A 24518-nucleotide genomic window follows, 5' to 3' on the forward strand; every position below is an offset into this window, starting at 1 on the left:
GGTGTGGGGTCACCCGACCTTGTCGCTGCGCAGGAGCGCCACGAAGAGGTAGACGGTGAGGGCGGCGGCGACGACCAGGCCGACCCAGTCCTCCGCTCTCATCGCCCCTCCCCTCGGCCGATGCCGCGGCGGGACACCACGGCCACGGCCGCGAAGAACGCGACCGTGATCAGGACGTAGACGAGGTCGGCCATGGGCCTTCGCACCTCTTCCGGAGAGCACCGCGCCCGACGACGCCGGGCGGCCCTGCGAGTGCCGGGGCACCTCCGTTCTAGGCGGCTGAGAGCGGAGAAACCGGCCCCCTTGACGGAACGTTGACGGCCGGTCGGGGGATCTTGACGCCCCACCAACGCCGACGGCGACGCTGTGCCCGCCGAGTGCGACGCAGAGTTCGCCGAGTGCGACGCAAAGCTCGCCGAGTGCGACGCAAAGCTCGCCGAGTGCGACGCAAGGTTCGCCGAGTGCGACGCCCGCAGCGGGCCAGGGTGCGCCGTCGGGCACGTGGACGGACGCTGGGAGCGACACCTGTCGGAGCGGAGACCTGGAGGACGGCATGACGAGCGTGAGCATCATCGGAGCAGGCGGGATGGCCCGCGCGATCGCTGCGGTCGCGACGAACGCGGGCGCGGACCTGCAGGTCGTGAGTCGCGACCCGACCGAGGCGCGGACGGTCACGACGGAGCTGGGCGTGGGCACGCCCGGCGCGCTCGGCGACCCGCTCACCGGGGAGATCGTCGTGCTGGCGCTTCCTTTCGCCGCGGCGACGGCGGTCGCCGCGCAGCAGCGCGACGCGCTCGCGGGTCGGGTCGTCGTCGACATCACCAACCCGGTGGACTTCGCGACCTTCGACGCGCTCGTCGTCCCGGCCGGCTCGTCCGCGACGGCGGCGATCCAGGCGGCGGCGCCCGACGCGAGAGTCGTCAAGGCGTTCAGCACGACGTTCGCGGCCGCGCTGCAGCGCGGCACCCTTGCGGGCGCTCCGTTGGCCGTGCTGGTCGCGGGCGACGACGACGGCGCGCGGCAGTCCGTCGTCGACCTCGTGAACGCGGCGGGGCTTCGAGGCGTCCACGCGGGCGGACTCAAGCGAGCCCGGGAGCTCGAGGCGCTCGGCTTCCTGCAGATGACGCTCGCGGCGTCGGGCGCGACGACCTGGGACGGTGGCTTCGCGCTCGTCGCCCCCTGAGCGTCACACTCGGCGAACCTCGCGTCACACTCGGCGGGGCTCAGCCCACGTGGACGACGGGGCGAGTCCTCGGATCGGGGTCGGCGGACCGGAGGATCTCGCGGGTGATCGGTCCGACCTCGCCGGTGCCGAAGAGCAGGTACCGCGACATGCGGCTGACCGGGTTGCCCTCCTCCCAGTCGACGTAGAGCTCGGGGGGCACGTGCGTGCGGTCACGGACGGCCAGGGCGACGGACGCGATGGTCCCCGCCACGTTCGAGCTCGCGACGGTGAGCGTCGGGAAGCCGTACCGGTACTCCCCACGCACCTCGAGCCGCTCCTCGAACTCGGACGAGTCGAGCACGGTGACCTCGAGGAACACGAGCGGGACGTCGTCGGGCACGCGGCGCAGTCGCCTGACCTCCGCGGCCTTGGCGGTGTACTCGGCACGGCCCACGCGGAACGACGGCCGCCCCCGCCGGGCGAGCGCGGCCTCGCGCGCCTTGGGCGTCAGCGGGATGTCGTCGTCGGCGCCGGGCGGCTCGTGGGCGACGAGCTGGACGGGTTCGCCCTCGGAGTCGGCGAGGATCCGGAGCGCCACGTCGTCGAGCTCGACGCCCGCGTCGCGGACCCGGAACGACCGCCCGATCCGCGAGACGGCGGACAGCACGACGATCGCCAGGACGAACACGAGGCCGATCCGCAGGCCGTCGGGGCGCTCGGCGATGTTCGCGATCGTCGTGTAGACGAACACGGCCGCGACGATCCCGAACATGACCGTCGCACGCCGCTCCCCCGCACGCCGCGCCGACACCGTGCAGGCCACCGCGGCGGACGTGATGAGCACGAGCACGCCGGTCGCGTACGCGCCGCCCTGCGCGTCGACGTTGGCCCGGAAGATCAGCGTGATGACGACGGCGACGAGGAGGAAGACGAGCACGAGCGGCCGTCGTGCGCGCGTCCACTCGGGTGCCATGCCGTAGCGGGGCAGGTAGCGCGGCACGAGGTTGAGCAGCCCGGCCATCGCGGACGCGCCCGCGAACCAGAGGATGAGGATCGTGACGACGTCGTACACTGACCCGAAGCCCGAGCCCAGGTACTCGTGCGCGACGAAGGCGAGGGCGCGCCCGTTCGCCGGTCCGCCGGCCTCGAAGTCGTCGGCCGGGACGAGGACGGTCGTGACGAACGAGCTGAGCACGAGCATCGCGCTCATGATCACGGCCGACGTCGTGAGGAGCTTCTTGGCGCCGACGATCCGGCCGACGGGCTTCGCCTCGGTGTCGCCGGGGCGGCCCTGGATCTCGGGCATCACGGCGACGCCCGTCTCGAACCCGGACAGGCCGAGCGCGAGCTTGGGGAACACGACGAGCGAGACGAGGACGATCGCGACGGGGTCGGGGTGCTCGAGGTTGAGCAGGTTGCGCCACTCGGTGACCACGTGGGGCGCGGTGGCGACGTGCCAGAGCGCGTCCGCGACCACGACGACGTTGAGCAGCAGGTACGCCCCCACGAGCGGGACGGCGATCGAGATGGCCTCGCGGAACCCCTTGAGGAAGACGGCGGCCAGCGCGACGAGGAGGAACAGGGTGATCGCCATGTGCTGGCCGCGCATCACGTCGGGCATGAGCGGGTTCTCGACGGCGTGGGCGGCGGCATCCGCGGCGGACAGGGTCATGGTGATGACGAAGTCGGTGGCCGCGAAGCCGAGCAGCACCAGCACGAACAGCTTCCCGGCCCACCAGGGCAGCAGGTGCTCGAGGATCGCGATGGAGCCCTCGCCGTGGGGCGAGTCGCGCGCGACCCGGCGGTAGACGGGGAGCGCGCCACCGAGCGTCAGGGCGACGAGGACGAGCGTCGCGACGGGCGCGACGGCTCCGGCCGCGAGCGCCGCGATGCCGGGCTGGTAGCCGAGGGTCGAGAAGTAGTCGACGCCGGACAGGCACATGACCTGCCACCAGCGGTGGCGGCGCCCGCCTTCGTCGGGGACACCGTGGGGCCCCTGCTCGCGGGCGGGGCGGCGTTCGTACCCGGCGAGCAGGAACCTGCGGACCCGGCCGGGTGTTGCGGTCGACACTCGGAAAATGATCCGCCACCGCGGCAGGCACGGCGAACCAGCGCGTGTCCGTGCGTGGAGCTCCCCGGGGGAGGATCGGTGCGCGCCGAGGAGCGCCGCGTACGCTCTTGTCGGATAGCCACGCAATATTGCGCAAGAACCTCACAGTCTGATGACGATTCACCACCTGCACCTTGTGGCGTTCCTGCGTGCTGTCCTACGCTCGCCCCAGCCCGCGACGACGCGGCTGCGGCCCGAGCGGCCGCCGGCTCCACCGAGAGAAGACGAGTCGACGATGACACGACACCTCCCCCGACCCGGTCGGCCCCGACGCCCCCGACGCACTGCCACCGCCCGCGCCGTCGCGACGACTGCGGCTCTGGCGACCGCGCTCGGGCTGGCCGCGACCACGGCAGCCCCCGCGCTCGCGCACGGCAAGCCCCGGCCGCCCGCGCCCACGAAGGTCACGACGGCGGGGATCGACCCGTCCCTGACCGCGGGGCGCGGAGCCTCCCTCGGCGTCACCGAGTACGAGGCCGAGAACGCCGCCACGAACGGCACGGTGATCGGCCCGGGCCGCGACGCGTACACGCTCCCCGCGGAGGCGTCGGGCCGGTCGGCGGTGAGCCTCGACCGTGGCCAGTACGTCGAGTTCACGCTCGCGAAGGCCACGAACGCGATCACGGTCCGCTACTCGATCCCGGACGCCCCGCAGGGCGGCGGGATCACCTCGCCGCTGACGGTGACGTCGTCGGGCAAGGGCGCCCCGACGCTCCGCAAGTCCGTGAGCCTGACCTCGCAGTACGCGTGGCTCTACAACGCCTACCCGTTCAGCAACGCCCCGACGCTCACGACGTCGATCCAGCCCGACTGGTGGACCGTGGAGTGCAACTGCTCCCCCGGCACGACGACGACGTTCCCCGCCCCGTTCCGCCCGAACCACTTCTACGACGAGCAGCGGGTACTCCTGGGCCGGACCCTCCCGGCCGGGACCACGCTGCGCCTCGCCGTCCCGAAGGACGCGACGGCGGCCACGACGACGATCGACGTCCTCGACACGCAGCAGGTCGGGCTGCCCAAGGTCGACCTCGTCGCCGCGAACGTCCTCCTGTTCGGCGCCGACCCGACCGGCCGCCGCGACTCGGCCCCCGCGCTGGACAAGGCGATCGCGTTCGCGAAGAAGCACCACCTGAAGGTCTACGTCCCGCCGGGCACCTACCAGGTGAACCGGCACATCGTCGTCGACGACGTCACGATCGAGGGGGCCGGCTCCTGGTACACGATCTTCAAGGGCCACCAGGTCACGCTCGACCAGCCGGCAGCGGACGGCTCCGTCCACACGGGCGTCGGCTTCTACGGGAGGTCCGCGGCCGACGGCGGCTCCACGAACGTGCACCTGTCCGGGTTCGCGATCGAGGGCGACGTGCGCGAGCGCATCGACACCGACCAGGTCAACGGCATCGGCGGGGCGCTGAGCGACTCGACGATCGACGGGCTCTACATCCACCACACGAAGGTCGGCATCTGGCTCGACGGCCCGATGACGAACCTCACGATCACGAACAACGTCGTCGCCGACCAGATCGCCGACGGCCTGAACTTCCACACGGGCGTCACGAAGTCGGTCGTCCGCAACAACTCGTTCCGCAACACGGGCGACGACGCGATGGCGATGTGGTCCGAGGGCACCGAGGACGCGGACGACACGTTCGACCACAACACCGTCCAGACGCCGGTCCTCGCGAACGGGATCGCGCTCTACGGCGGGCGGGACCTCACGGTCTCGAACAACCTCGTGTCCGATCCGATCCGCGAGGGCTCGGCGATCCAGCTCGGCTCGCGCTTCGGCGCCACCGCGTTCGCCGGGACGGTCTCGGTCGCGGACAACACCACCGTCCGCGGCGGACCGCTCGAGCTGAACTGGAACTTCGGTCTCGGCGCGCTGTGGATCTACGCGCTCGAGAAGAGCATCGACGCCGACATCGAGATCACCGGCGACCACTTCCTCGACAACACGTACGCGGCGCTCATGGTCGTGTCCGACTACGGCGTCAAGGACCAGGTCTCGGTCCCGAACATCCACGTCAAGGACGTCCGGGTCGACGGCGCCGGAACCGACGTGCTCATCGCCCGGGCCGCGGGGCACGCCACCATCCAGAACACCGACGTGCGCAACATCGGCTGGTGGGGCGTGAACAACTGCGGGTCGTTCAACTTCACGGCCGCGGGCTCCGAGTTCGGCATCGACGACCTCGGCGGCAACGACGGCGTGGACACCAACGAGTTCCGCGCCGGCACCAACTGGCTCGCTCCCTACACGCCGAACGCGATCACGTGCAACGACCGGCCCACGGTCGTCGCGCCGCCCGCGCCCTCGACGTGGGTGCAGCCGACGCACGGGCTGTGACCCGTTGACCGGGCGCCGTCGGGCGGGACCTCCTCCCGCCCGACGGCGCCGCCCACGCGTCCGGACCGCCCAGGACCCGTCAGGATCCGGGGTCGGGCCGTCCACGTTCCGTCAAGGCCGGGGTCGGGCAGGTCGCGACCGGCGTAGGCCTGGAGGCATGACTCTCACGGCCCTGATCCCGTCGCTGCGACGTACCCTGCCGGACCCGCTCGCCCCGCACCGCTGGCCCGCCGGCACCCGGGCCACGACGACCGACGTCGTCGTGGTGGGCGCGTCCATGGTCGAGCTCGCACGCCGCTGCGGGACGCCGTGCGTCCACCTCGGAGTGGCGCCGGCACCCCACGCCTGCGGCAGCACGGACTCCGACACCGTCACGGTCGTCGTCGTGGCCGTCCGCACCGCGGCCCGGGGGCTGGACGGCGCGCTGCTCCTCGAGCTCGACGCCGACCTGCACCGCGTCCACCCGGTCTGGGACGAGGCGCGGCTCGTCGGGCGCGCGTCGACCGCACCCGCCGTCGTGACGCACGCGGTCGGTCCCGGCGCCCCCCGCGCCACCGCGGCCGCGCACCTGCCCGCGGACGTCACCACCGGGGACCTCGTGGCGCTCCCCTGCCCGGGCAGCGTCGCCCTCCACCAGGTCCTTCCCCGGAGCGCGCGATGACGACGCTCCTGCACACGGTGCTGACCTCCCGGCACGCCGCCCTCCGGGACGTCGCCCGCGCGACGTGGCCCGACGACGCCGTCTTCTCGGCCGACGACGTGCTCGTCGGCGACCGCAGCCTCGTCGGGCTCGCCGGGCGGCTCGGCACGCCGTTCGTCGTCGTGGAGACGGCCGTCGAGCGCACCGCACAGGTCCCGCTCGTCGACGTCCGGCCCCGCTCGATCGTCGTGGCCCGCGTGGAGGCGACCGTCCCGCGGCTCGGAGGGAGGCCGCGGCAGGTCTGGCTCGACGCGGACCTCGACACGTGCACCCCGGTGACAGAGCACGCGCGCCTCATCGGCCGAACGGGGCGGGCCGGACGGCGGCGGTTCACCGTCCACCCGGCGCCCGGCCGGGCCGGCGCGCCGGCCCACCTGCCCGACGACCTCCACGAGGACGACCTGGTCGCCGTCCCGTGCCTCGGCGTCGTCGACACGGACGAGCTCCGGCGCTGACCGGAACCGGCCGACGGGTGTGCCAAGGTGGGCGGGTGCGCTACGTGATCATCGGGGCGGGCGCGATCGGCGGGACTCTCGCCGTGCGCCTCGCCCAGCACTCGCCCGCCCACCCGCCGCTGCTCGTCGCGCGCGGCGCGACCGCCGACACGATCGAACGGTCCGGCTACCGGCTGCGCTCCCCCGACGACGACGTGACCGTCCGCGTCGAGGTCGCCCGGACCCCGGCGGAGGCTCGGCTGCGCGCCGACGACGTGCTCGTCCTGGCCACCAAGACGCACCAGGCGCCCGCCGCCCTGCAGACGTGGGTCGACGCGCCCGTCCTCGCGGCCGACGCGGACCCGGCCGACCCGGGAGCCGCGCCCGTCGCGACCGCCGGCGAGCTGTTGCCCGTCCTGGCCCTGACGAACGGGGTCGCCGCCGAGCGCATGGCGCTGCGGCTGTTCGAGCGCGTGCTCGGTGCGTGCGTCTGGTTGCCCGCCACGCACCTCGTCGCCGGCGAGACCGCCGTGCGCATCGCCCCGCAGTCCGGCACGTTCATCCTGGGCTCCTACCCGCCCGGGCCACCGTCCGACGACGTCTCCGGCGTCCTCGACACCGTCGCCCGGGACTGGACCGGGGCGACCTTCGGGATCCACGTCGTCGACGACGTGATGCGCTGGAAGCACCGCAAGCTCTTGCAGAACCTGGCCAACGGGCTGCAGGCGCTGCTCGGAGCCGACGGTGCGATCGGTCCCGTCGGCCCGCTCGGCGGGCGGCTCGTCGCGGAGGCCGAGGCCGTGTACCGCGCGTCGGGCATCACCTGGGCGACGGAGGCCGAGGAGGACGCCTGGCGCGGGAACGTCTTCGACGTGCGCCCCGTGCCGGGGATGCCCGACGTCGTCGGGGGCTCGTCGTGGCAGTCCGTGGCGCGCGGCGACGGGTCCATCGAGACCGACTACCTCAACGGCGAGATCGCCCTGCTGGCGCGGCTCGCCGGGGTGCCCGCGCCGCTCAACGCGACGGTCCAGCGCCTGGCCCGGCAGGCCGCCGTCGAGCACCGCGCGCCCGGCTCGATGTCGGTCGACGAGCTGACGCGGCACTTCGACGTCGCGCAGTAGTCCGCCGGCCCGTCCGGGGGCCGATGAGTTCCGGCGGGCCCGGTGGTCTGCACCAGCGACGACGACGGAAGGACAGGAACACATGGGAACGGTGACGTGCGGGATGGCGGTGTCTCTCGACGGGTACGCCGCGGGACCGGACCAGAGCGTCGAGAACCCGATCGGCGTGGGCGGCGTCGAGCGGCTCATGAAGCCGTGGATGTTCGCCGAGGCCGGGCAGCACGACGCGGAGATCGCCTCGCTGACGAACGCCGGCGCGTACGTCATGGGCCGCAACATGTACGGCCCGGTGCGCGGCGGCTGGGACGACGACGAGCGCTTCCGCGACTGGCGGGGCTGGTGGGGCGAGGAGCCGCCGTACCACGCGCCGGTCTTCGTGCTGACGCACCACCCCCACGACAGCATCGAGATGGAGGGCGGGACGACCTTCCACTTCGTCACCGACGGGGTCGAGGCCGCGCTCGCCCGGGCGCAGGAGGCTGCGGGCGACCGCCCGGTCGACGTCTCGGGCGGCGCGTCGACCGTCAACCAGTTCCTCGCGGCCGGGCTGATCGACGAGCTGTGGCTGCACGTGGTGCCGCGGACGCTGGGCGGCGGCGAACGGCTCTTCGAGGGTGTCGGGCCGCTCGAGCTCGAGCTGCTCGAGTCCCGCGTCACGCCGTCGGTGAGCCACCTGCGGTACCGCGTGCGCCGCTGACCCGACGCGCCGAGCCGTGGGCGCGGGTCTAGCGTCGACGGGTGCCGTCCAAGCGTCCGACCCTTGACGAGCCGGGACCGTTCGCAGGCGAACGCGAGCTGCTCCTCGGCTGGCTCGCGTTCCGCTGAGACCTCCGCGGGTGCGTTCGCGGCCGACGGACGATGATGGGCCCATGGCTGCTGCACGCACGGCGTCCCGCTGGTCCCTGTGGTCGCAGGACAGCGTCCTGTCGATCGCCTCGAACGGTTCCGTCCTGTCGGTCGGGTCCGTCGGGTCGGTGCTGTCGTTCGCGTCGGTCGGCTCGTTCGCGTCGTCGTCGTCGATCGGGTCCGCGATGTCGTGGCTGTCGATCGGCTCGTTCCAGTCCGCCGCGTCGGTCCTCTCCGGGCAGTCGCAGCGCTCCGTCCTGTCCTGGCAGTCGAACCACGCCGTGCGCGGCCGCCGCGAGGACGGCGCGCTCCGTGGACCGTGGGGCGCCGTCGTCGTCGCGGGGATCGCCGCCACGGTCGCGGCGACCGTCGCCGCCACCCTCCTGCCGACGCTGCGGGGCCACACCCCCGCCACCCGGCCGCCGAGCCGGTTCGACCCCGAGGCGCACGCGCTCCGATGAGTTGAAGGCCGCCGGCCGGTCTGCTCTCTCATCCTCCGGGGGCCTCGTCCCCGGCCCCGGACGAAGGGACGGCCATGGCTCGCCTGCGGTACCTCATGCTCACGTCGCTCGACGGTTACGCGGTGGACGCAGGCGGCCGCTTCGACTGGGCGATGCCCGACGAGGAGCTCCACGCCGCCGTGAACGACGCGAGCCGCGACGTCGGGACCTACCTCTACGGGCGGCGCATGTACGAGACCATGGCGGCCTGGCAGACGATGGCCCCCGAGCACCCCGCGCCGGGCGACCCGGTCGAGGAGTCGGCGGCGGTCCGGGACTTCGCCCGGCTCTGGCGTGCCGCCGACAAGATCGTCTTCTCCACGACGCTCGACGACGTCGCCACCCCGCGCACCGACCTCGTCGACCGGTTCGACCCGGACGAGGTTCGGGCGCTCGTCGAGACCGCGGGCAGCGACGTCGCCGTCGGTGGGCCGACGCTCGCCGCGGCAGCGTTCGCCGCCGGCCTGGTCGACGCCGTGACCCTGTGCGTGTTCCCCGTGAGCGTGGGCGGCGGCCTCCCTGCCCTGCCTCCTGACCAGCGCGTGGACCTGCGGCTCACGGGCGTGCGCCGCTTCGCGTCGGGGGTCGTGCAGCTCGACCACGACGTCGTCCGCGCCTGACTGCGGCTGCGCCCGCGGCGAAAACCACGCCACGGCCCGCGCCGTCGTGGGGCACACTGGAGGGACCGGTCGCGCCGCGACCGAGGACACGTCGGATCGAGGAGCGAGCGGATGCAGGGCGTCACCGCAGGCTGCGGGGTGGCCGCGACGGCCTGCTCGGGCAGTCTCCCGGCCCGCCCCGCGCGCTGACCGCCGGCCGTCCCGGCCGACCGGTCACGGTTGCGCGACGCGAGCCACGTCGCCGCCTTTCCGCGCTCCCGACGTCCGGCTCCGCCGACGGCGAGGTGAGCGCTGCCGACCGACCGGAGAGCCACACCCATGCACCCCCTGACCGAGAAGCAGATCCGCGCGTCGTTCGTGAACGCGTCGCGCCGCGAGGCCGCGCAGGCCGCCCTTCCCGACCTGACCGCCCTCGACTGGGACCGCCTCGACTACCTGGGCTGGGTCGACCGCAAGGCGCACTTGCTCGCGTACGCCGTCGTCCCGGGGGCCGGGCCCGACGACGGCCCCACCGGCGTCCTGCTGCGCGCCACCGACCCCAAGCTCCGGACCCGACGCGGCGGCGTCTGCGCGTGGTGCGAGGACGTCGTCCGCACCGAGGACGTCTCGCTCTACGTCGCGCGGCGCGCCGGGGCCCCCGGGCGCCGGGGCAACACCATCGGCACCCTGCTCTGCACGGACTTCGCGTGCTCGCGCAACGTGCGGCGGCGCCCGACGCTCGCCGAGACGGGCCGCGACGACGCCGACCTCCGCGCCGCGGTGATCGAGCGCCGGATCGCGGGACTGCGCGAGCGCTCCGCCCGGTTCGTGGCCGAGGTGCTGCGGACCGAGTGACCGTCCCGCTCCGCGATAGGCAGGCTTGACTGTGCAGTCTCACCTGCCTATCGTCGGAGCGTGACCACGACACCGCGCTCAGCCTCGCCCGACGACGCAGCCGACGCCGCGCGCACCGCCCGCGAGCTGCGCTCCGCCGTCGGGCAGCTGCGCCGACGGTTGCTCGAGCTGTCCGACAACCGCGAGCTCACGCCCTCGCAGACCGCGCTGCTCAGCCGCCTCGGCAAGCACGGCCCCGCGACGGCGAGCGCCCTCGCGACCGCCGAGCGCGTGCGACCCCAGTCGGTCGCCGCGACCCTCGGCGTGCTCGAGGAGCGCGGCTACGTGGTCCGCACCCCCGACCCCGACGACGGCCGCCGCCAGCTCGTCTCCCTCACCCCCGACGGGCAGGAGGTGTTCGAGGGGCGCCGCCAGGCCGGCCACGAGTGGCTCACCCAGGCACTGCGCGAGCGCCTCGACGCCGACGAGCGCCGCACCCTCGCCGAGGCCATCGCCCTCATGGAAAGACTGACCCGCCCGTGACCTCGCTGCTCCACCGGCACCCCCACCCCGTGCGCACCGCTCCGCCCGACCGGTTCGACCGCCGGCTCATCACGCCGATGATCCTGGGGTCGATCCTCAACCCCATCAACTCGTCGATGCTGGCGGTCGCGCTCGTGCCGATCGCCACCGCGTTCGGCGTCGCCTCGTCGCAGACGGCGTGGCTCGTGACCGCGCTCTACCTGGCGACGGCCGTCGGGCAGCCCGTGGTCGGTCGACTGATCGACATGTTCGGGCCGCGCACCCTGTTCCTGGTCGGCACAGGGCTCGTCGGCATCGCCGGGGTCCTCGGCGCCGTCGCCCCGAACCTGGGCGTACTGATCGTCGCGCGCGTGCTCCTCGGGTTCGGGACGTGCGCCGGCTACCCCGCGTCGATGTACCTCATCCGCGCCGAGGCGCGCCGCACCGGGCACGCCAGCCCGAACGGCGTCCTGTCCGCGCTGACCATCTCCAACCAGGTCATCGCCGTCATCGGCCCGACGCTCGGCGGGTTCCTCGTCTCGGGTGCCGGCTGGCGGTCGGTGTTCACCGTGAACATCCCGCTGTCGGCGGCGTGCCTCGTCCTCGGGTCGCTCTGGCTCCCCCGCGGGCTCGGTTCCGCCGACGACGGCGCAGCCGCGGGCTCGGGGGGTCGCCGTCCCGGCGGGATCGACCTATCCGGGATGGTGCTGTTCTCGGGAGCGCTCGTCGCGCTCATGCTCTTCGTCATGGACCCGCACGCCTCGGACGCGTGGCTGCTCGCCGTCGCGGCCGTCGTCGGGGCGGGGTTCGCGTGGCGCGAGCTGCGCGCCGTCGTGCCGTTCGTCGACCTGCGGGTCCTCGGCGGGAACGTCCCCCAGCTCGCGACGTACGCACGCCAGTTCCTCGCCTCGACCGTCCAGTACTCGCTGCTCTACGGGTTCACGCAGTGGCTCGAGGCCGGCCGCGGGCTCAGTGCGTCCGGGGCCGGGCTCCTGCTCTTGCCGATGTTCGCGTCCGCGATCGTGGTTACCGCGATCACCGGTCGCCGGGCCGCCGTGCGCGGCAAGCTCGTCGCGGGCGGGGTATTCCAGGTCCTCGTCTGCGCGGCGCTCCTGCTCGTCGCCGGGGACACCGCGATCTGGTTCCTGGTCGCGATCGGGCTCGTGTTCGGGCTGCCGCAGGGCCTCAACGGCCTTGCCAACCAGAACGCCCTCTACCACCAGGCGGAGCCCGCACGGATGGCGTCGGCCGCCGGGCTTCTCCGCACCTTCGCGTACGTGGGTGCGCTCGCGTCGTCGGCCGCGACCGCCGCGTTCTTCGGCGAGCGCGCCACGACCGGCGGCCTGCACGACCTCGCCTGGTTCTGCCTCGTCTGCGGCGCCGTGTTCCTGGCGCTCGTGGTCGTCGACCGGTCGCTCACCCGGATCGGGCGCACGACGACGGCCGTCGCCTCCTGACCTTCTCCTCCCCGCACCACCCGCACCACCGAAAGGCACCATCCTCATGACCGTCACCACCCTCGACCCGAAGTCGGCGCTCGTCGTCATCGACCTGCAGAACGGCATCGCCTCGATGGCGACCCAGCCGCACGCCGCGAGCGACGTCGTCGAGCGCTCGGCCCGCCTCGCCGAGGCGTTCCGTGCGCGCGACCTGCCCGTCGTGCTCGTGCGCGTCAGCTTCTCCGGCCCCGACGCGGTCCCCGGGCGGACCGAGGCCGCCCGCAACGCCGGCCCCGCGGCGCCCCGCCCCGAGGGCTGGGACGACGTCGTCGACGTGCTGGCGCCGCTCGGCGACGTCTTCGTCACCAAGCACAACTGGGGCGCCTTCCACGGCACCGACCTGGACGTGCAGCTCCGTCGCCGCGGCATCACCCAGATCGTCCTCACGGGCATTGCGACGAGCATCGGCGTCGAGTCGACCGCGCGTGCCGCCTACGAGCACGGCTACCACGTGACCGTCGTGACCGACGCCGCCGGAGACCGCAGCGCCGAGGCGCACGAGCACAGCGTGACGCACATCTTCCCGCGTCTCGGCGAGACCGGGACGACGGACGAAGTCCTCGCGCTCCTCGGCTCCGCCGCCTAGCGGCCCGCCAGGATGTCGTCGGCGTTGTCGGCGATCCACCCCATGAGCGGGAGCAGGTGCTCGACGAGGTCTCGCCCCCGCTCGGTGAGCGAGTAGTCGACGCGCGGCGGGACGCTCGGGGTCACGGCACGGTCCACGATGCCGTCGGCCTCGAGCGTCCGCAGCGTCTGCGCGAGCATCTTCTCGCTGATGCCCTCGACGACGCGGCGCAGCTCCCCCCAGCGCATCGACCGTTCCGACAGCGCGACGAGCAGCAGGACCCCCCACTTGCTCGTGACGTGGTCGAGGACCACCCGACTGGGACACGCGGCGGCGAGCTTGCCGTCCGTGAGCAGCCGGTCCAGCACGCTGACCTCATTGCTTACCGTCACACCCGTACCTTACGTCGAAGTGGGTACCGTGATCCGGGAAGGTACCCGGATCGAACACGGTTGGGGCCGACGAGACACTCACCCACCGAGAGGAACGTCATGTCGATCGTCGTCACCGGAGCCACCGGCCACCTGGGCCGCCTCGCCGTCGAGCAGCTCGTCGCCGCGGGCGCCGACCCGTCCGCGGTCGTCGCCGCCGGGCGCGACCCCGAGCGCCTCGCGGACGTCGCGTCGCGGCACGGGGTACGCACGGCCGTGATCGACTACGCCGACCCCGCGAGCCTCGAGAAGGCGTTCGCCGGCGCCGACGTCCTCCTGTTCGTGTCGGGTTCCGAGGTCGGGCAGCGGGTCGCCCAGCACACCGCGGTGATCGACGCGGCGAAGGCGTCCGGCGTCGGGCGCGTCGTCTACACGAGCGCACCGCACGCCGACACGAGCGCGCTCGTCGTCAACCCCGAGCACAAGGCCACCGAGGAGGCTCTTCGGGCGTCGGGGCTGACCTGGACGATCCTCCGCAACAACTGGTACACGGAGAACTACGCCGGCACGCTCCAGCAGGCCCGCGCGACCGGCGAGGTCGTGACGAGCACGGGCGACGGACGGGTCGCCAGCGCCCCGCGCGCCGACTACGCGGCCGGCGCGGTCGCCGTCGTGCTCGGCGAAGGGCACGAGAACACGATCTACGAGCTCTCCGGCGACGTCGCGTGGAACTTCGACGAGTTCGCGGCGACCGCGTCCGAGGTGCTGGGGGTACCGGTCACGCACCGGGACGTCACGCCCGACGAGCAGCTCGAGCTCCTGCGCTCCGCCGGGCTCGACGAGGGCACTGCGGGCTTCGTCGTCGCCCTGGACCAGGACATCGCGCGCGGCGACCTCGCCGACGCGACGGACGACCTGCGCACCCTGATCGGTCGCCCGACGACGCCGCTCGCCGACGCCCTCCGCGCCCTCCTCTGATCCCTGCTCGCCGCGACGGACCGGCCGCTCGCACGCCCCGCGGGGTGGGCGGGCGGCCGGTCTGCTTCGCAGGATCAGGGGACGGTGTGACCGGCTGCCCGGAACAGCTCGTACCACTCGGCGCGCGTGAGCGGGATCTCGGAGCCGAGGGCGGCGCCGGCGACGCGCTCCGGCGTCGTCGTGCCGAGCACGACCTGCATCTGGGCGGGGTGACGCGTGATCCACGCGGTCGCGATCGCGATCGCCGGCATGTCGTACTTCGCGGCGAGCCGGTCGATCACGGCGTTCAGCTCCGGGTAGTCCTCGGACCCCAGGAACACGCCGTTGAAGAACCGGGCCTGGAACGGCGACCACGCCTGCAGGGTGATGCCGTGGAGACGGCAGTAGTCGACGATCCCGTTGTCGCGGCTGATCGACTGGTCCAGGTCGCCCATGTTCATCGCGACGCCCTGCGCGACGATCGGCGCGTGCGTGAGGGAGAGCTGGACCTGGTTCGCGACGATCGGCTGCGTCACGGACCGGCGCAGCAGCTCGATCTGCCCGGGCGTGTGGTTGGAGACGCCGAACGCCTTGACCTTGCCCGCGGCGTGGAGCTCGTCGAAGGCCTTCGCGACGTCGTCGGGCTCGACGAGGGCGTCGGGGCGGTGCAGCAGCAGGATGTCGAGGTAGTCCGTCCGCAGAGCGCGCAGCGACCCCTCGACGGACTCGACGATGTGCTCGTACGAGAAGTCGAAGTACGGCCCGTCGGGGACGATCCCGCACTTGGTCTGGAGGGTGATCTCGGCGCGCTCGGACGGCGTGAGGGCGAGCGCCTCGGCGAACCGCTCCTCGCAGCGGTGCAGCGCGCCGCCGTAGACGTCGGCGTGGTCGAAGAAGTCGATGCCGGCGTCGCGGGCGGTGCGCACGAGGGTGCGGATCTCGTCGTCGGTCTTGTCGGCGATCCGCATCATGCCGGCGATGACGTTCGGCGCGGTGATCTCGGTGCCGGGCAGGGTGAAGGTCTTCATGAGGATCCTCGCTGATCGGGGGTGGTCAGGCGGTGGCGGCGCTCAGCCGCGCCACCTCGTCGGGGGTGAGCACGAGGTCCGCGGCCTGCGCGGAGTCCTCGATGCTCGCGGGACGCGACGCGCCGGGGATGGGCACGACGACGGGCGCGAGCGCGAGCTCCCAGGCGAGCGCGACACGGAACGGGCTGACGCCGTGAGAGGCCGCGACCTCCTGGAACGGAGCGTAAGCCTGGTCGAGGTCGCCCGCCCGGGCGAACGTGATGCCGCCGAGCGGGCTCCACGGCAGGAACGCGATGCCGAGCTCGGCGCACAGCTCGAGCTCGGGCAGCGACGAACGGAAGCGGGGCGAGAACTGGTTCTGCACGGACACGAGCCGGCCGCCGAGCACGTCGTTCGCCTCGCGGATCTGGTCCGGGTTCGCGTTGGAGACGCCGGCCATCTCGATGACGCCCTCGTCGAGCAGGTCGCGCAGGGCGCCGACCGAGTCGGCGTAGGGCACGGCCGGGTCGGGCCGGTGGAACTGGTAGAGGCCGATGGCGTCGACGCCGAGGCGCTGCGCCGAGGCCTTGGCGGCCTCCTTGAGGTGAGCCGGATCGCCGTTCTGGGTCCACGAGCCGTCGCCCGGGCGCAGGTGCCCGCCCTTGGTCGCGACGAGGACGCCGGACGTGTCGCCGCCGTAGCTGCGCAGGGCCCGGGCGATGAGCTCCTCGTTGTGGCCGACCTCGTCCGCGTCGCGGTGGTAGGAGTCGGCGGTGTCGACGAACGTGACGCCGGCGTCGAGCGAGGCATGGATGGTCGCGATCGCGCGGTCCTCGTCGGGTCGGCCCTCGATCGACATGGGCATACCGCCGAGGCCGACGGCGGAGACGGAGCGGTGTCCGATGGTGCGCTGCTGCATGCTCGCGAGCCTAGGGACGGCGTAACCTACAAGTCCAACAACTAGCACTGATGCTATTCAGAAGTCGGAGCGATCAATGGATCTGCGGCAGATGGAGTACCTGGTCGCACTCGCGGACGAGCAGCAGTTCACGCGGGCCGCGGCGCTCTGCGGCGTCTCGCAGTCCGGGCTCTCGGCCGCGGTCCGCAGCCTCGAGGACGAGCTCGGCACCCCGCTCTTCCACCGCACGACGCGGCGGGTCGAACCCACCGACGCCGGCCTCGCCCTGCTCCCCCACGCCCGGGCGATGCTCGCGGCGTCGACGGCGGCGCGCGACGCCGTCGTGCGGGTGACGCGCCAGGTGACCGGGACCGTCCGGGTCGGGGCCGAGCAGTGCCTCGCGGTGGTGGACCCGCCCGCGCTGCTCGAGCGGTTCCACGAGCGCTACCCGCACGTCGAGATCCACTTCACGCAGGACGGCTCGCACGACCTCCTCACCCAGCTTCGCGCCGACGAGCTCGACGTCGCGTTCGTCGCGACGGCCGACCACCTCGGGGCGTTCGAACGGACCCCCATCGCGAGCGAGCCGATCGTGCTGCTCGCCCCCGCGGACCATCCGCTCGCAGCGCGGGCCCGCATCGAGTGGGAGGACCTCGACGGGCTGGACTTCGTCGACTTCCAACGGTCCTGGGGCGTGCGGCCGCTCAACGACGCCGCGTGCGAGTCCCGCGGGGTGCGGCGGCGCGTGCGGTGCACGGTCAACGACATCCACACGCTGCTCGACCTCGTCCACCGCGGTCTCGGCGTCGCGCTCGTCCCCCGCCAGATCGGCGCCAAGCCGCAGGCCGAGGGGCTCGCGGTCCTGCGCCTGCCCGACGACACCACGCCGCGCTGGCAGGTCTCGGCGGTCACGGGCACGTCCGACCACGCCGTCGCGCTCGCCCCGCGGCTCCTGGAGCTCCTCGACCGCCCGGCGGCCGTCGCCGCATGACCGGGCAGGGCCACGGGGCGGCGCGACGGCGTCGCCACCCGCGCAGCCGCAGGCTTCGCGACTAGACGACCGCTGCCTCGGGTGCCCCGAGGAGTTCGCGGTCGGCGAGCGCCCCGACGAGGCCGGCGAGCTCCGGGACGTCGGCCGCCTCGCCCAGTGCGCTCGCGAGAGCACGGTCGTGGGTGGGCCGCGCGGCGGCGAGGAGCCGCTCTCCCGCGGGCGTGAGCTCGGTGTAGATGCCGCGACGGTCGTCGGCGCAGAGGATGCGCGTGAGGAGTCCGCGGTCCTCGAGGCGGGTCACGAGCCGGGTGGTGGCGGACGCGCTGAGGGCGGCGGCCCGCGCCAGCTGCTGCATGCGCATGTGCCAGCCGTCCTGGCGGGAGAGCGCGTCGAGCACGGTGTACTCGACGACGGACAGCCCGTGCTCACTCTGGAGCGCGCGCTCCAGGCGGGCCTCGATGAGCCCGTGCAGCGCGGCGAGGGTGCGCCAGCCGCGCGCCCTGATCTCCACCGCGTCGTCCGCGATCCCCATGTCGAACACCTCGTCCCGTGTGTGACACCTAGCATACCGCTTGCGCGCTTATCCCGCGCGTGCAACTATCTAATACAGCGCGTGTGCAACTACTGCACACGCCTTCTATCCGCCAACGCAGTTGGCATCCTCGATCGTCCCGGAGCTGCCGTCATGCCTCTCGCACTGCTCGCGCTCGCCGTCGGCGGGTTCGGCATCGGGCTCACCGAGTTCGTCATCATGGGCCTCCTCCCCGAGGTCGCCTCCGACCTCGACGTCACCGAACCCATCGCCGGCTACCTCATCTCGGGGTACGCCCTCGCCGTCGCCGTCGGGGCCGTCGCCCTGACCGCAGCCGTCACGCGGTTCGACCGCAAGACCGTCCTCGTCGGCCTCATGGGATTGTTCGTCGCCGGCAACCTGCTGTCCGCGATCGCCCCCGGGTACGAGACGCTGCTCGCCGGGCGCGTGCTCGCCGCCCTGTGCCACGGCGCGTTCTTCGGGATCGGCTCGGTCGTGGCCGCGGGCCTCGTCGGCCCGGAACGACGCGCGTCCGCGATCGCCCTCATGTTCTCCGGCCTGACCGCGGCCAACGTCCTCGGCGTCCCGTTCGGGACGTTCCTCGGGCAGCAGCACGGCTGGCGCGCGACCTTCTGGGCCATCACCGCCATCGGCGTCGTCGCGCTCGTCGGCATCGTCGTGCTGGTTCCCTCGACCCGCGACGCCGCCCGCCCCGCCGCGCTCCGCACCGAGCTCACCGCGTTCCGGTCCCCGCAGGTCTGGTGGAGCGTCGTGGTGACGATCCTCGGCTACGGCGGGATGTTCGGCGCCTTCACCTACATCGCGTACACGCTGACCGAGGTCTCGGGGTTCGCCCCGGCGACGGTCCCGTGGCTGCTCGTACTGTTCGGCGCCGGGCTGTTCGTCGGGAACTACGCGGGCGGGCGCCTCGCCGACCGCGCCCTCGCCCCCACCCTGCTCGGCCTGTTCGCCGCGCTGACCGTCGTCCTCGCGGTGTTCGCGGCCACGGCGTCCAACCCGGTCGCAGCGATCGTCGGACTCGTCCTCATGGGGGTGTTCGGGTTCGCCACGGTGCCGGGGCTGCAGATGCGCATCATGCGCCACGTCGTGCGGGCCCCCACGCTCGCCTCCGGCGCCAACATCGCCGCGTTCAACATCGGCAACGCGGTCGGGGCCTGGGCGGGCGGGCTCACCATCACCCTCGGCCTCGGCTACGCCGCGCCGCTCGGCGCAGGCGCCCTGGTCACGCTCGCCGGCCTCGCCGCGCTCGCCGTCGCGACGTTGCTCGAACGCCGCGCCACCCACCACGACGCACCCACCCCGGTGCTGTCGACCGCCTCCTGACCCCACCAACCCTCGGAGAAGAACGATGAGCACCATGCCCCACGTCAGCCTCGCCGGACGCACCGCCATGCCGCAGCTCGGCTTCGGCGTCTTCCAGGTGCCCGACGACGAGACCACCGCCGCCGTGTCGGCCGCCCTCGAGACCGGGTACCGTTCCGTCGACACGGCCGCGATCTACGGCAACGAGCGCGGCGTCGGACGCGCTCTGGCCGCGTCGGGCCTGCCCCGCGACGAAGTCTTCGTGACCAGCAAGCTGTGGGTCGACGACCTGGGCCCCGGCCAGGTCCGGCCCGCGTACGAGGCGACCCTCGAGCGGCTCGGTCTCGACGCCCTCGACCTGTACCTCATCCACTGGCCGGCCCCGGGCCGCGGTGAGTACGTCGGCGCGTGGGAGCAGCTCCTCGAGCTGCGCGACGCCGGGCTGGTGCGCGAGGTCGGCGTCTCGAACTTCGAGCCCGCCCACCTCGACGCGCTCCTGGCTGCAACCGGCGAGCTGCCGCCGATCAACCAGGTCGAGCTCCACCCCGCGCTCCAGCAGCGCGCGCTGCGCGCCTACCACCAGGAGCACTCGATCCTCACCGAGGCGTGGAGCCCGCTCGCGCAGGGCGCCGTCCTCGACGACCCCGCGGTCGCCCGGATCGCCGTCGCGCACGACGTCACCCCCGCCCAGGTCGTCCTGCGCTGGCACCTCCAGTCCGGGAACGTCGTGATCCCGAAGTCCGTGACCCCGGCGCGGATCGTCGCCAACCTCGACGTGCTCGGGTTCGAGCTCACGCCCGACGAGCTCGCCGTCGTCGACGCCCTCGACGCCGGCGACCGCACGGGCCCGCACCCCGACGCGTTCAACGGCTGACCGACCCGACCGCGCTCCGGGGTACCCGCCCGGAGCGCGATCGGTTGGTCACGAGACCTCGGCCCGGTCGCGGTCGTCGAACGGAACGGATCGCCGGGCCTCGACCGAGCCAGAGCGTGGGCCGCTCAGCGGCCGGATCCCACAGAGGCGAGCTCGAGCTCCGCGATCCCGCTGAGGTCGACGCGTACCCGGCCGGGCGTCGCGACGTAGCGGAGCAGCACCGCCTCGCACGACGGGCACCGCCCGACGACTCCGGGTCCGTGCGCCCACACCATGAGGGCCGCGAAGGGTCCGGCGTCCCCACAGGCGCCGCACCGGACGAGCGCCGTCGTGATCTCGGGGACGAACACGGCCGCGAGCGCCCCCGCGACGGCGTTCCCGTCGACGTGCCCGTCCCCCGGGTCGAGCGCGCCCTCCTGCACCATCGCGTCCTGGGCCATGGGTCCCTCCTCCGTCCGACGCCGGTCAGTCGCCCGCGGGCCCGAAGCGCTCGGCCCGGATCGCGGCCGGGTCGTGCCCGAGCGCGAGCAGCATCCGCGTCACGGCCTCGACGAAGCCCGTCGGCCCGCACACGTAGCAGACGGGCCGCAGCTCGGGCGGCCAGCCGTGGGCGGCGACGTCCTGGAGGCCGATCCGCCGGGCCTCGCGCGGCGCGTCGAGCGGGGCGCTGCGCGTGTAGAAGACCTGGGCCTCGACGCCGTCGGCCCTGCCACGGACGCCGGTGAGCTCGTCCGTGAACATCGCGTCGTCGGGGGTGCGGACCGAGTAGAGGAGCCGGAACGGGGTTCGGTTCCCCGCACCCCGGCGCGCCCGCACCATCGCGATCAGCGGCACGATCCCCGACCCGCCCGCGATCAGGAGGACCGGCGCCGCGTCCGCGAAACCCGGTTCCCAGACGAACCACCCGCCGACCGGACCGCGCACCTCGATCATCTGCCCGGGCTCGAACGCGTCGACCAGGTAGGGCGACACCTCGCCCTCGTGGACACGCTGGACGGTGACCGCGACCCGGCCCGGTGCGCCGGCGTCGAACGCCGAGGACAGCGAGTACGCGCGCTCGGCGGTGTACCCGTCGGGTGCGGTCAGACGCAGGTCGACGTGCTGGCCCGCGAGGTGGCCGGGCCAGTCGGGGACGTCGAGCTCGAGGGTCCGCGCGGTCGCGCTCTCGGCGTGCGCGGAGGCGAGCGTCGCGACCCGCCAGCCTCGCGTCGTCGAGAACCGCTCCCCCAGGCGAGCGGGCGCGGGCGCACCCGCGGTCCCCAGCTCCACCCCGCCCGACGGCGCAGCCACGGTCAGTCCCCCTGGTAGCGCTGCTCGCGCCACGGGTCGCCGTAGTCGTGGTAGCCGAGCTGCTCCCAGAACCCGCGCTGCTCGTCGCGCAGGAGCTGGATCGAGCGGACCCACTTCGCGGACTTCCACAGGTACAGGTGCGGGACCAGGAGCCGGGCCGGGCCGCCGTGCACCGGGGCCAGCGGGGCGCCGTCGTACGTGTGGGCGATCCAGGCCTTGCCGCCCAGCAGGTCGGCGACCGGGAGGTTCGTCGTGTACCCGCCGTAGCAGCCGACGAGCGCGTGCTGGGCCGTCGACGTGACGTCCGCGAGCAGCACGTCGAGGCTCACGCCGCGCCAGCTCGTCCCGAACTTCGACCACCGCGTGACGCAGTGCAGGTCCACGTGCGCGTCCTCCTGCGGGAGGCGCACGAGCTCGTCCCAGGACCAGCGCCAGTCGGCGCCCTCCTCGTTGCGGATGACGAGCTCCCACGTCTCCAGGGGCACGCGCGGGGTGGGGCCGGCGGACAGGACGGGGAAGTCGGTGACCTCGTACTGGCCGGGCGGCAGCGCCACGCCGGTCGGTCGCGGTCGTCCCTGGAACCCCGGGGTGAGGGTCATGGGCCCACGCTAAGTGCGCCGCGCCCGACCCGCCAGACCTTCGATGGGGCGAACTCAGCCGCCGTCGCGCCCCTCGATCCAGTACGCCTGGGTGTACTGGCGGTCGCGGGCGACCCCGAGGTCGCGCGCGTACGACCGCACCGCCTTGACGAGGCGGCGCTCGCCGCCCGCCCAGACGTACGCGTCGGCGGGGTCGACGTGGTGCTCCCGGAGCACCGCGACGACGTCCGAGGCGCTCTCCACCCAGGTCAGCTTCGTGTTCTCCCGCTCGGGGAGCGGGAGGTCCGTGCGATCGGGGTGGGCGTCCGCCAGCACGACGACGGCGCGCGTGGTCGGCGACAGCGCGTCGAGGACGCTGCGCACCGCGGGGACGGCGGTGGTGTCGCCGGCCAGGACGACCGTGCCGGCAGCGAGGTCCACCCGGTGCTTCTGCGTCGTGATGGCCACCTCGGCCGTGGACCCCACGACGGCGTCCCTCCCCCACACGCCAGCCGCACCTTCCGGCTGGTGCAGGACGAGCTCGAGGCTGAGCTGCCCGGCGTCGTGGTCGACGTCGAGGATCGTGTACCCGCGCTGCACGAGCATGTCCTTCTTGAGCGACGGCACCCACAGGCGCAGCCAGATCGTGGGGTGCGGCTCGAGCGTCGCGACGAGGCTCGGCGCGCTGACGCGCAGGCGCCGGTACCAGGGCGTGACGTCCTCGACGCCGACGACCTCGAGGGGGTGGTTGTGGACGCCCATCGCTCGGAGGACGCCGCGCTGCCAGTTCGCCGCCATGGGCCCGGACGTTAGCCCGTCGTGGCACGTTAGGCAAGGCTTGCCTTATTTGGTGCCCACCCACTTCCCTGCGCACGCTCGTCCACCTCGGAGCCGTGGCGATCCCGCGAGTTCGAACACCTGTTCGAGTGAGTGTCGGTGGGTCGGTGTTGACTGGTCGCATGACCTCGTCGGAGCCGCTCGCCATGGACGCCACCGCGGCGCGCCTGCCGCAGACCGCCGCCCTCGAGAACGTGGCCGGGGGCGAACGGGGGCCCGCCGGCGCGGAGCTCATGGACCGCGCGATCACGGCGGTCGTCGAGGTGGAGCACGCGATCCGCCGGCTCACGGCCCTGCGGACGCTGATCCTCAACACCGCGCGCCGCCAGGTCCCGGTCGCCGAGGTGGCCCTGCTCGACCCGGCGTCGCCCGCGGCGCGTTCGCCGCTGACGGAGCAGCGAGCCGAGCTCGCGCACCGTGCCTTCGTGGCCGACCTCGCGACCGCGCTCCAGCTCCCCGAGACGACGACGTCCCGGCTCGTGGACGAGGCCGAGGTCTTGGTCGAGGAGCTCCCCCGGACCCTGGACGCGATGGCCGAGGGCACCCTGTCGTACCGGCACGCCCAGGTGATCGCCGACCACACGGACGGGCTCGACGCACCGGCCCGTGCGGCCGTCGAGGCCGCCGTGCTCCCGTTCGCGGCCACGTCGACGCCGACCGGCCTCGGCCGGCGGGCGCGGCGCGCCCGCGAGCTCGCCCACCCGGAGGCCCTCGCCGAGCGCCACCAGCGCGCCGCAGCAGACCGCTGCGTGCGGCTCGACCCGGCACCCGACGGGATGGCGTGGCTCAGCGCGTTCCTGCCCGCCGTGCAGGGGCACGCGATCCTCGACCGCCTCGACCACGCGGCCCGGACGCTCGCGGGCCCCGACGAACCCCGCACCCCCGACCAGCTGCGCACCGACACGTTCGCCGCGCTCCTGCTCGACACCCCCGGCACCGACCCCAGGGCAGGTGCTGGCGGTGTGGCTGCTGGCACGGACGACGCGCTCGCGCACCACGCCCGCGGTCTGACGCCCCGCGTCGCGGTCACCGTCCCGGTGCTCACGCTCCTCGGCGGCGGCGAGCCCGCCACCCTCGAGGGGTACGGGCCGATCAGTCCCGACGTGGCCCGGAAGCTCGCCGCCGCCGCGCCGTCGTTCACCCGGATCCTCACCCACCCCGAGACCGGGGCCGTCCTGTCCGTGGGGCGCACCTCCTACGCCGTGCCCGCGGACCTGCGACGTCACCTCGCCGTCCGCGACGGCACGTGCCGCTTCCCGGGCTGCGGTCGGCCGGCGGCTCGCTGCGACGCCGACCACGTCACCGCGTTCGTCGACGGCGGCGCCACCGACGCGGCCAACCTCCTGCACCTGTGCCGGCGTCACCACCGGCTCAAGCACGAGACGTCCTGGCAGGTCCGCGTCGACGACCGCACCCACGACGCCGTCTGGACCTCACCCACCGGTCGGGAGCACGTCGTGCCGCCTGCGGTCGTGGTCGGGAGCGACCCGCCGGACGGGTCGGCACGTGGCGTCTCAGCACGTGCGGTCGCGGGAGGCGACCTACCCGGCGGGTCGCCGCCGGCAGCGAGGAACCGCGACAACACGAGACCGCCCCCGTTCTGACCCGAACCCGGAGC

Annotated in this window: 27 protein-coding genes; 17 read left to right on the forward strand and 10 right to left on the reverse strand. The window is 73.6% G+C overall.

The features are described 5' to 3' along the window. Positions 1 to 9: 9 nt before the first annotated feature. On the reverse strand, positions 10 to 102 hold the full coding sequence (kdpF, locus tag KDY119_RS17820) for a K(+)-transporting ATPase subunit F (RefSeq protein ID WP_148284353.1): 93 nt from the start codon (positions 100 to 102) through the stop codon (positions 10 to 12). Positions 103 to 553: 451 nt separating this feature from the next. Between kdpF and KDY119_RS17825 the strand changes: the two genes are divergently transcribed. Beyond that, a complete protein-coding gene (locus KDY119_RS17825) occupies positions 554 to 1183 on the forward strand; it encodes an NADPH-dependent F420 reductase (RefSeq protein WP_036955589.1) in 630 nt (209 codons plus the stop codon). 40 nt (positions 1184 to 1223) lie between these two features. Here KDY119_RS17825 and KDY119_RS17830 read toward each other — a convergent pair whose 3' ends face one another. Then, positions 1224 to 3236, reverse strand: a complete 2013-nt coding sequence (locus KDY119_RS17830) for an APC family permease (RefSeq protein ID WP_407657412.1) — start codon at positions 3234 to 3236, stop codon at positions 1224 to 1226. A 274-nt stretch (positions 3237 to 3510) separates the two neighbouring features. Here KDY119_RS17830 and KDY119_RS17835 point away from each other — a divergent pair, with 274 nt between their 5' ends. From KDY119_RS17835 to KDY119_RS17885, 11 genes are all read left to right on the forward strand, one after another. Next, positions 3511 to 5622: a right-handed parallel beta-helix repeat-containing protein gene (locus tag KDY119_RS17835; protein ID WP_153022612.1), complete on the forward strand. Its 2112-nt coding sequence runs from the start codon at positions 3511 to 3513 to the stop codon at positions 5620 to 5622. Between the two features lie 157 nt (positions 5623 to 5779). Further along, a complete protein-coding gene (locus KDY119_RS17840; protein ID WP_036955585.1) occupies positions 5780 to 6283 on the forward strand; it encodes a hypothetical protein in 504 nt (167 codons plus the stop codon). Then, the gene (locus KDY119_RS17845) at positions 6280 to 6777 is read left to right on the forward strand and encodes a hypothetical protein (protein WP_036955584.1); all 498 of its coding nucleotides are present in this window, start codon (positions 6280 to 6282) and stop codon (positions 6775 to 6777) included. Before KDY119_RS17840 ends, KDY119_RS17845 begins: the two co-directional genes overlap by 4 nt. 35 nt (positions 6778 to 6812) lie before the next feature. Continuing rightward, positions 6813 to 7877, forward strand: coding sequence for a ketopantoate reductase family protein (locus KDY119_RS17850; RefSeq protein ID WP_036955583.1), 1065 nt, complete (start codon positions 6813 to 6815; stop codon positions 7875 to 7877). A gap of 82 nt (positions 7878 to 7959) precedes the next feature. Further along, on the forward strand, positions 7960 to 8574 hold the full coding sequence (locus KDY119_RS17855) for a dihydrofolate reductase family protein (RefSeq protein WP_036955578.1): 615 nt from the start codon (positions 7960 to 7962) through the stop codon (positions 8572 to 8574). 172 nt (positions 8575 to 8746) lie between these two features. Next, entirely contained in the window at positions 8747 to 9184 is a 438-nt protein-coding gene (locus KDY119_RS17860; RefSeq protein WP_083891287.1) for a hypothetical protein, read from the forward strand. A gap of 74 nt (positions 9185 to 9258) precedes the next feature. Next, positions 9259 to 9843 carry a dihydrofolate reductase family protein gene (locus KDY119_RS17865; protein ID WP_036955576.1) on the forward strand — a complete coding sequence of 195 codons (585 nt, stop codon included), beginning with the start codon at positions 9259 to 9261 and terminating at the stop codon, positions 9841 to 9843. Between the two features lie 318 nt (positions 9844 to 10161). Further along, positions 10162 to 10677: an FBP domain-containing protein gene (locus KDY119_RS17870; RefSeq protein ID WP_036955574.1), complete on the forward strand. Its 516-nt coding sequence runs from the start codon at positions 10162 to 10164 to the stop codon at positions 10675 to 10677. Between the two features lie 60 nt (positions 10678 to 10737). Continuing rightward, the gene (locus KDY119_RS17875; protein WP_153022613.1) at positions 10738 to 11199 is read left to right on the forward strand and encodes a MarR family winged helix-turn-helix transcriptional regulator; all 462 of its coding nucleotides are present in this window, start codon (positions 10738 to 10740) and stop codon (positions 11197 to 11199) included. Next, positions 11196 to 12635 carry an MFS transporter gene (locus tag KDY119_RS17880; protein WP_227994425.1) on the forward strand — a complete coding sequence of 480 codons (1440 nt, stop codon included), beginning with the start codon at positions 11196 to 11198 and terminating at the stop codon, positions 12633 to 12635. Before KDY119_RS17875 ends, KDY119_RS17880 begins: the two co-directional genes overlap by 4 nt. Positions 12636 to 12681: 46 nt before the next feature. Beyond that, the gene (locus tag KDY119_RS17885) at positions 12682 to 13263 is read left to right on the forward strand and encodes an isochorismatase family protein (RefSeq protein WP_036955569.1); all 582 of its coding nucleotides are present in this window, start codon (positions 12682 to 12684) and stop codon (positions 13261 to 13263) included. Here the strand turns inward: KDY119_RS17885 and KDY119_RS17890 are convergent. Then, complete coding sequence (locus tag KDY119_RS17890; protein ID WP_036955567.1) at positions 13260 to 13634, reverse strand: winged helix-turn-helix transcriptional regulator; 375 nt, start codon at positions 13632 to 13634, stop codon at positions 13260 to 13262. The two genes, KDY119_RS17885 and KDY119_RS17890, sit on opposite strands and share 4 nt — an antisense overlap. Before the next feature lie 99 nt (positions 13635 to 13733). On the opposite strand from KDY119_RS17890, the gene KDY119_RS17895 reads away from it, so the two are divergent. Then, positions 13734 to 14591 carry an SDR family oxidoreductase gene (locus tag KDY119_RS17895; RefSeq protein ID WP_036955566.1) on the forward strand — a complete coding sequence of 286 codons (858 nt, stop codon included), beginning with the start codon at positions 13734 to 13736 and terminating at the stop codon, positions 14589 to 14591. 74 nt (positions 14592 to 14665) lie between these two features. Here the strand turns inward: KDY119_RS17895 and KDY119_RS17900 are convergent, their stop codons facing one another. After that, positions 14666 to 15598: an aldo/keto reductase gene (locus tag KDY119_RS17900; RefSeq protein WP_036955564.1), complete on the reverse strand. Its 933-nt coding sequence runs from the start codon at positions 15596 to 15598 to the stop codon at positions 14666 to 14668. 25 nt (positions 15599 to 15623) lie between these two features. Beyond that, entirely contained in the window at positions 15624 to 16496 is an 873-nt protein-coding gene (locus KDY119_RS17905; protein WP_036955562.1) for an aldo/keto reductase, read from the reverse strand. A 76-nt stretch (positions 16497 to 16572) separates the two neighbouring features. Between KDY119_RS17905 and KDY119_RS17910 the strand changes: the two genes are divergently transcribed. Beyond that, positions 16573 to 17466, forward strand: a complete 894-nt coding sequence (locus tag KDY119_RS17910) for a LysR family transcriptional regulator (protein WP_036955560.1) — start codon at positions 16573 to 16575, stop codon at positions 17464 to 17466. A gap of 61 nt (positions 17467 to 17527) precedes the next feature. Here KDY119_RS17910 and KDY119_RS17915 read toward each other — a convergent pair whose 3' ends face one another. Then, the gene (locus tag KDY119_RS17915; protein ID WP_036955896.1) at positions 17528 to 17998 is read right to left on the reverse strand and encodes a MarR family winged helix-turn-helix transcriptional regulator; all 471 of its coding nucleotides are present in this window, start codon (positions 17996 to 17998) and stop codon (positions 17528 to 17530) included. Positions 17999 to 18151: 153 nt separating this feature from the next. On the opposite strand from KDY119_RS17915, the gene KDY119_RS17920 reads away from it, so the two are divergent. Next, positions 18152 to 19342, forward strand: coding sequence for an MFS transporter (locus tag KDY119_RS17920; RefSeq protein WP_036955559.1), 1191 nt, complete (start codon positions 18152 to 18154; stop codon positions 19340 to 19342). Positions 19343 to 19367: 25 nt separating this feature from the next. Next, a complete protein-coding gene (locus KDY119_RS17925; RefSeq protein WP_036944170.1) occupies positions 19368 to 20195 on the forward strand; it encodes an aldo/keto reductase in 828 nt (275 codons plus the stop codon). A 125-nt stretch (positions 20196 to 20320) separates the two neighbouring features. Here KDY119_RS17925 and KDY119_RS17930 read toward each other — a convergent pair whose 3' ends face one another. The 4 genes from KDY119_RS17930 to KDY119_RS17945 are packed head-to-tail and all read right to left on the reverse strand — an operon-like array spanning position 20321 to position 22861. Beyond that, the gene (locus tag KDY119_RS17930) at positions 20321 to 20635 is read right to left on the reverse strand and encodes a DUF6510 family protein (RefSeq protein ID WP_227994426.1); all 315 of its coding nucleotides are present in this window, start codon (positions 20633 to 20635) and stop codon (positions 20321 to 20323) included. Between the two features lie 25 nt (positions 20636 to 20660). Continuing rightward, complete coding sequence (locus KDY119_RS17935; protein ID WP_227994427.1) at positions 20661 to 21485, reverse strand: ferredoxin reductase; 825 nt, start codon at positions 21483 to 21485, stop codon at positions 20661 to 20663. A 2-nt stretch (positions 21486 to 21487) separates the two neighbouring features. After that, positions 21488 to 22084, reverse strand: coding sequence for a molybdopterin-dependent oxidoreductase (locus KDY119_RS17940; protein ID WP_036955557.1), 597 nt, complete (start codon positions 22082 to 22084; stop codon positions 21488 to 21490). Between the two features lie 54 nt (positions 22085 to 22138). After that, on the reverse strand, positions 22139 to 22861 hold the full coding sequence (locus KDY119_RS17945; RefSeq protein ID WP_051137034.1) for a siderophore-interacting protein: 723 nt from the start codon (positions 22859 to 22861) through the stop codon (positions 22139 to 22141). A 161-nt stretch (positions 22862 to 23022) separates the two neighbouring features. Between KDY119_RS17945 and KDY119_RS17950 the strand changes: the two genes are divergently transcribed. Further along, positions 23023 to 24504: an HNH endonuclease signature motif containing protein gene (locus tag KDY119_RS17950; protein WP_153022614.1), complete on the forward strand. Its 1482-nt coding sequence runs from the start codon at positions 23023 to 23025 to the stop codon at positions 24502 to 24504. The last annotated feature ends 14 nt before the right edge of the window (positions 24505 to 24518 follow it).

It is taken from the genome of Luteimicrobium xylanilyticum (genome assembly GCF_009429125.1).
Classification (GTDB): Bacteria; Actinomycetota; Actinomycetes; order Actinomycetales; family Cellulomonadaceae; genus Luteimicrobium; species Luteimicrobium xylanilyticum.

Bases quoted from the DNA above. Each gene is read 5' to 3' on its own strand.
- KDY119_RS17845 (WP_036955584.1), top strand. From the start codon at position 6,280: ATGACGACGCTCCTGCACACGGTGCTGACCTCCCGGCACGCCGCCCTC.
- KDY119_RS17865 (WP_036955576.1), top strand. From the start codon at position 9,259: ATGGCTCGCCTGCGGTACCTCATGCTCACGTCGCTCGACGGTTACGCG.
- KDY119_RS17940 (WP_036955557.1), bottom strand. From the start codon at position 22,084: ATGACCCTCACCCCGGGGTTCCAGGGACGACCGCGACCGACCGGCGTG.
- KDY119_RS17920 (WP_036955559.1), top strand. From the start codon at position 18,152: ATGCCTCTCGCACTGCTCGCGCTCGCCGTCGGCGGGTTCGGCATCGGG.
- KDY119_RS17870 (WP_036955574.1), top strand. From the start codon at position 10,162: ATGCACCCCCTGACCGAGAAGCAGATCCGCGCGTCGTTCGTGAACGCG.
- KDY119_RS17950 (WP_153022614.1), top strand. From the start codon at position 23,023: ATGACCTCGTCGGAGCCGCTCGCCATGGACGCCACCGCGGCGCGCCTG.
- KDY119_RS17945 (WP_051137034.1), bottom strand. From the start codon at position 22,861: ATGGCGGCGAACTGGCAGCGCGGCGTCCTCCGAGCGATGGGCGTCCAC.
- KDY119_RS17910 (WP_036955560.1), top strand. From the start codon at position 16,573: ATGGATCTGCGGCAGATGGAGTACCTGGTCGCACTCGCGGACGAGCAG.
- KDY119_RS17840 (WP_036955585.1), top strand. From the start codon at position 5,780: ATGACTCTCACGGCCCTGATCCCGTCGCTGCGACGTACCCTGCCGGAC.
- KDY119_RS17915 (WP_036955896.1), bottom strand. From the start codon at position 17,998: ATGGGGATCGCGGACGACGCGGTGGAGATCAGGGCGCGCGGCTGGCGC.
- KDY119_RS17895 (WP_036955566.1), top strand. From the start codon at position 13,734: ATGTCGATCGTCGTCACCGGAGCCACCGGCCACCTGGGCCGCCTCGCC.
- KDY119_RS17930 (WP_227994426.1), bottom strand. From the start codon at position 20,635: ATGGCCCAGGACGCGATGGTGCAGGAGGGCGCGCTCGACCCGGGGGAC.
- kdpF (WP_148284353.1), bottom strand. From the start codon at position 102: ATGAGAGCGGAGGACTGGGTCGGCCTGGTCGTCGCCGCCGCCCTCACC.
- KDY119_RS17855 (WP_036955578.1), top strand. From the start codon at position 7,960: ATGGGAACGGTGACGTGCGGGATGGCGGTGTCTCTCGACGGGTACGCC.
- KDY119_RS17825 (WP_036955589.1), top strand. From the start codon at position 554: ATGACGAGCGTGAGCATCATCGGAGCAGGCGGGATGGCCCGCGCGATC.
- KDY119_RS17885 (WP_036955569.1), top strand. From the start codon at position 12,682: ATGACCGTCACCACCCTCGACCCGAAGTCGGCGCTCGTCGTCATCGAC.
- KDY119_RS17905 (WP_036955562.1), bottom strand. From the start codon at position 16,496: ATGCAGCAGCGCACCATCGGACACCGCTCCGTCTCCGCCGTCGGCCTC.
- KDY119_RS17860 (WP_083891287.1), top strand. From the start codon at position 8,747: ATGGCTGCTGCACGCACGGCGTCCCGCTGGTCCCTGTGGTCGCAGGAC.
- KDY119_RS17835 (WP_153022612.1), top strand. From the start codon at position 3,511: ATGACACGACACCTCCCCCGACCCGGTCGGCCCCGACGCCCCCGACGC.
- KDY119_RS17925 (WP_036944170.1), top strand. From the start codon at position 19,368: ATGAGCACCATGCCCCACGTCAGCCTCGCCGGACGCACCGCCATGCCG.
- KDY119_RS17900 (WP_036955564.1), bottom strand. From the start codon at position 15,598: ATGAAGACCTTCACCCTGCCCGGCACCGAGATCACCGCGCCGAACGTC.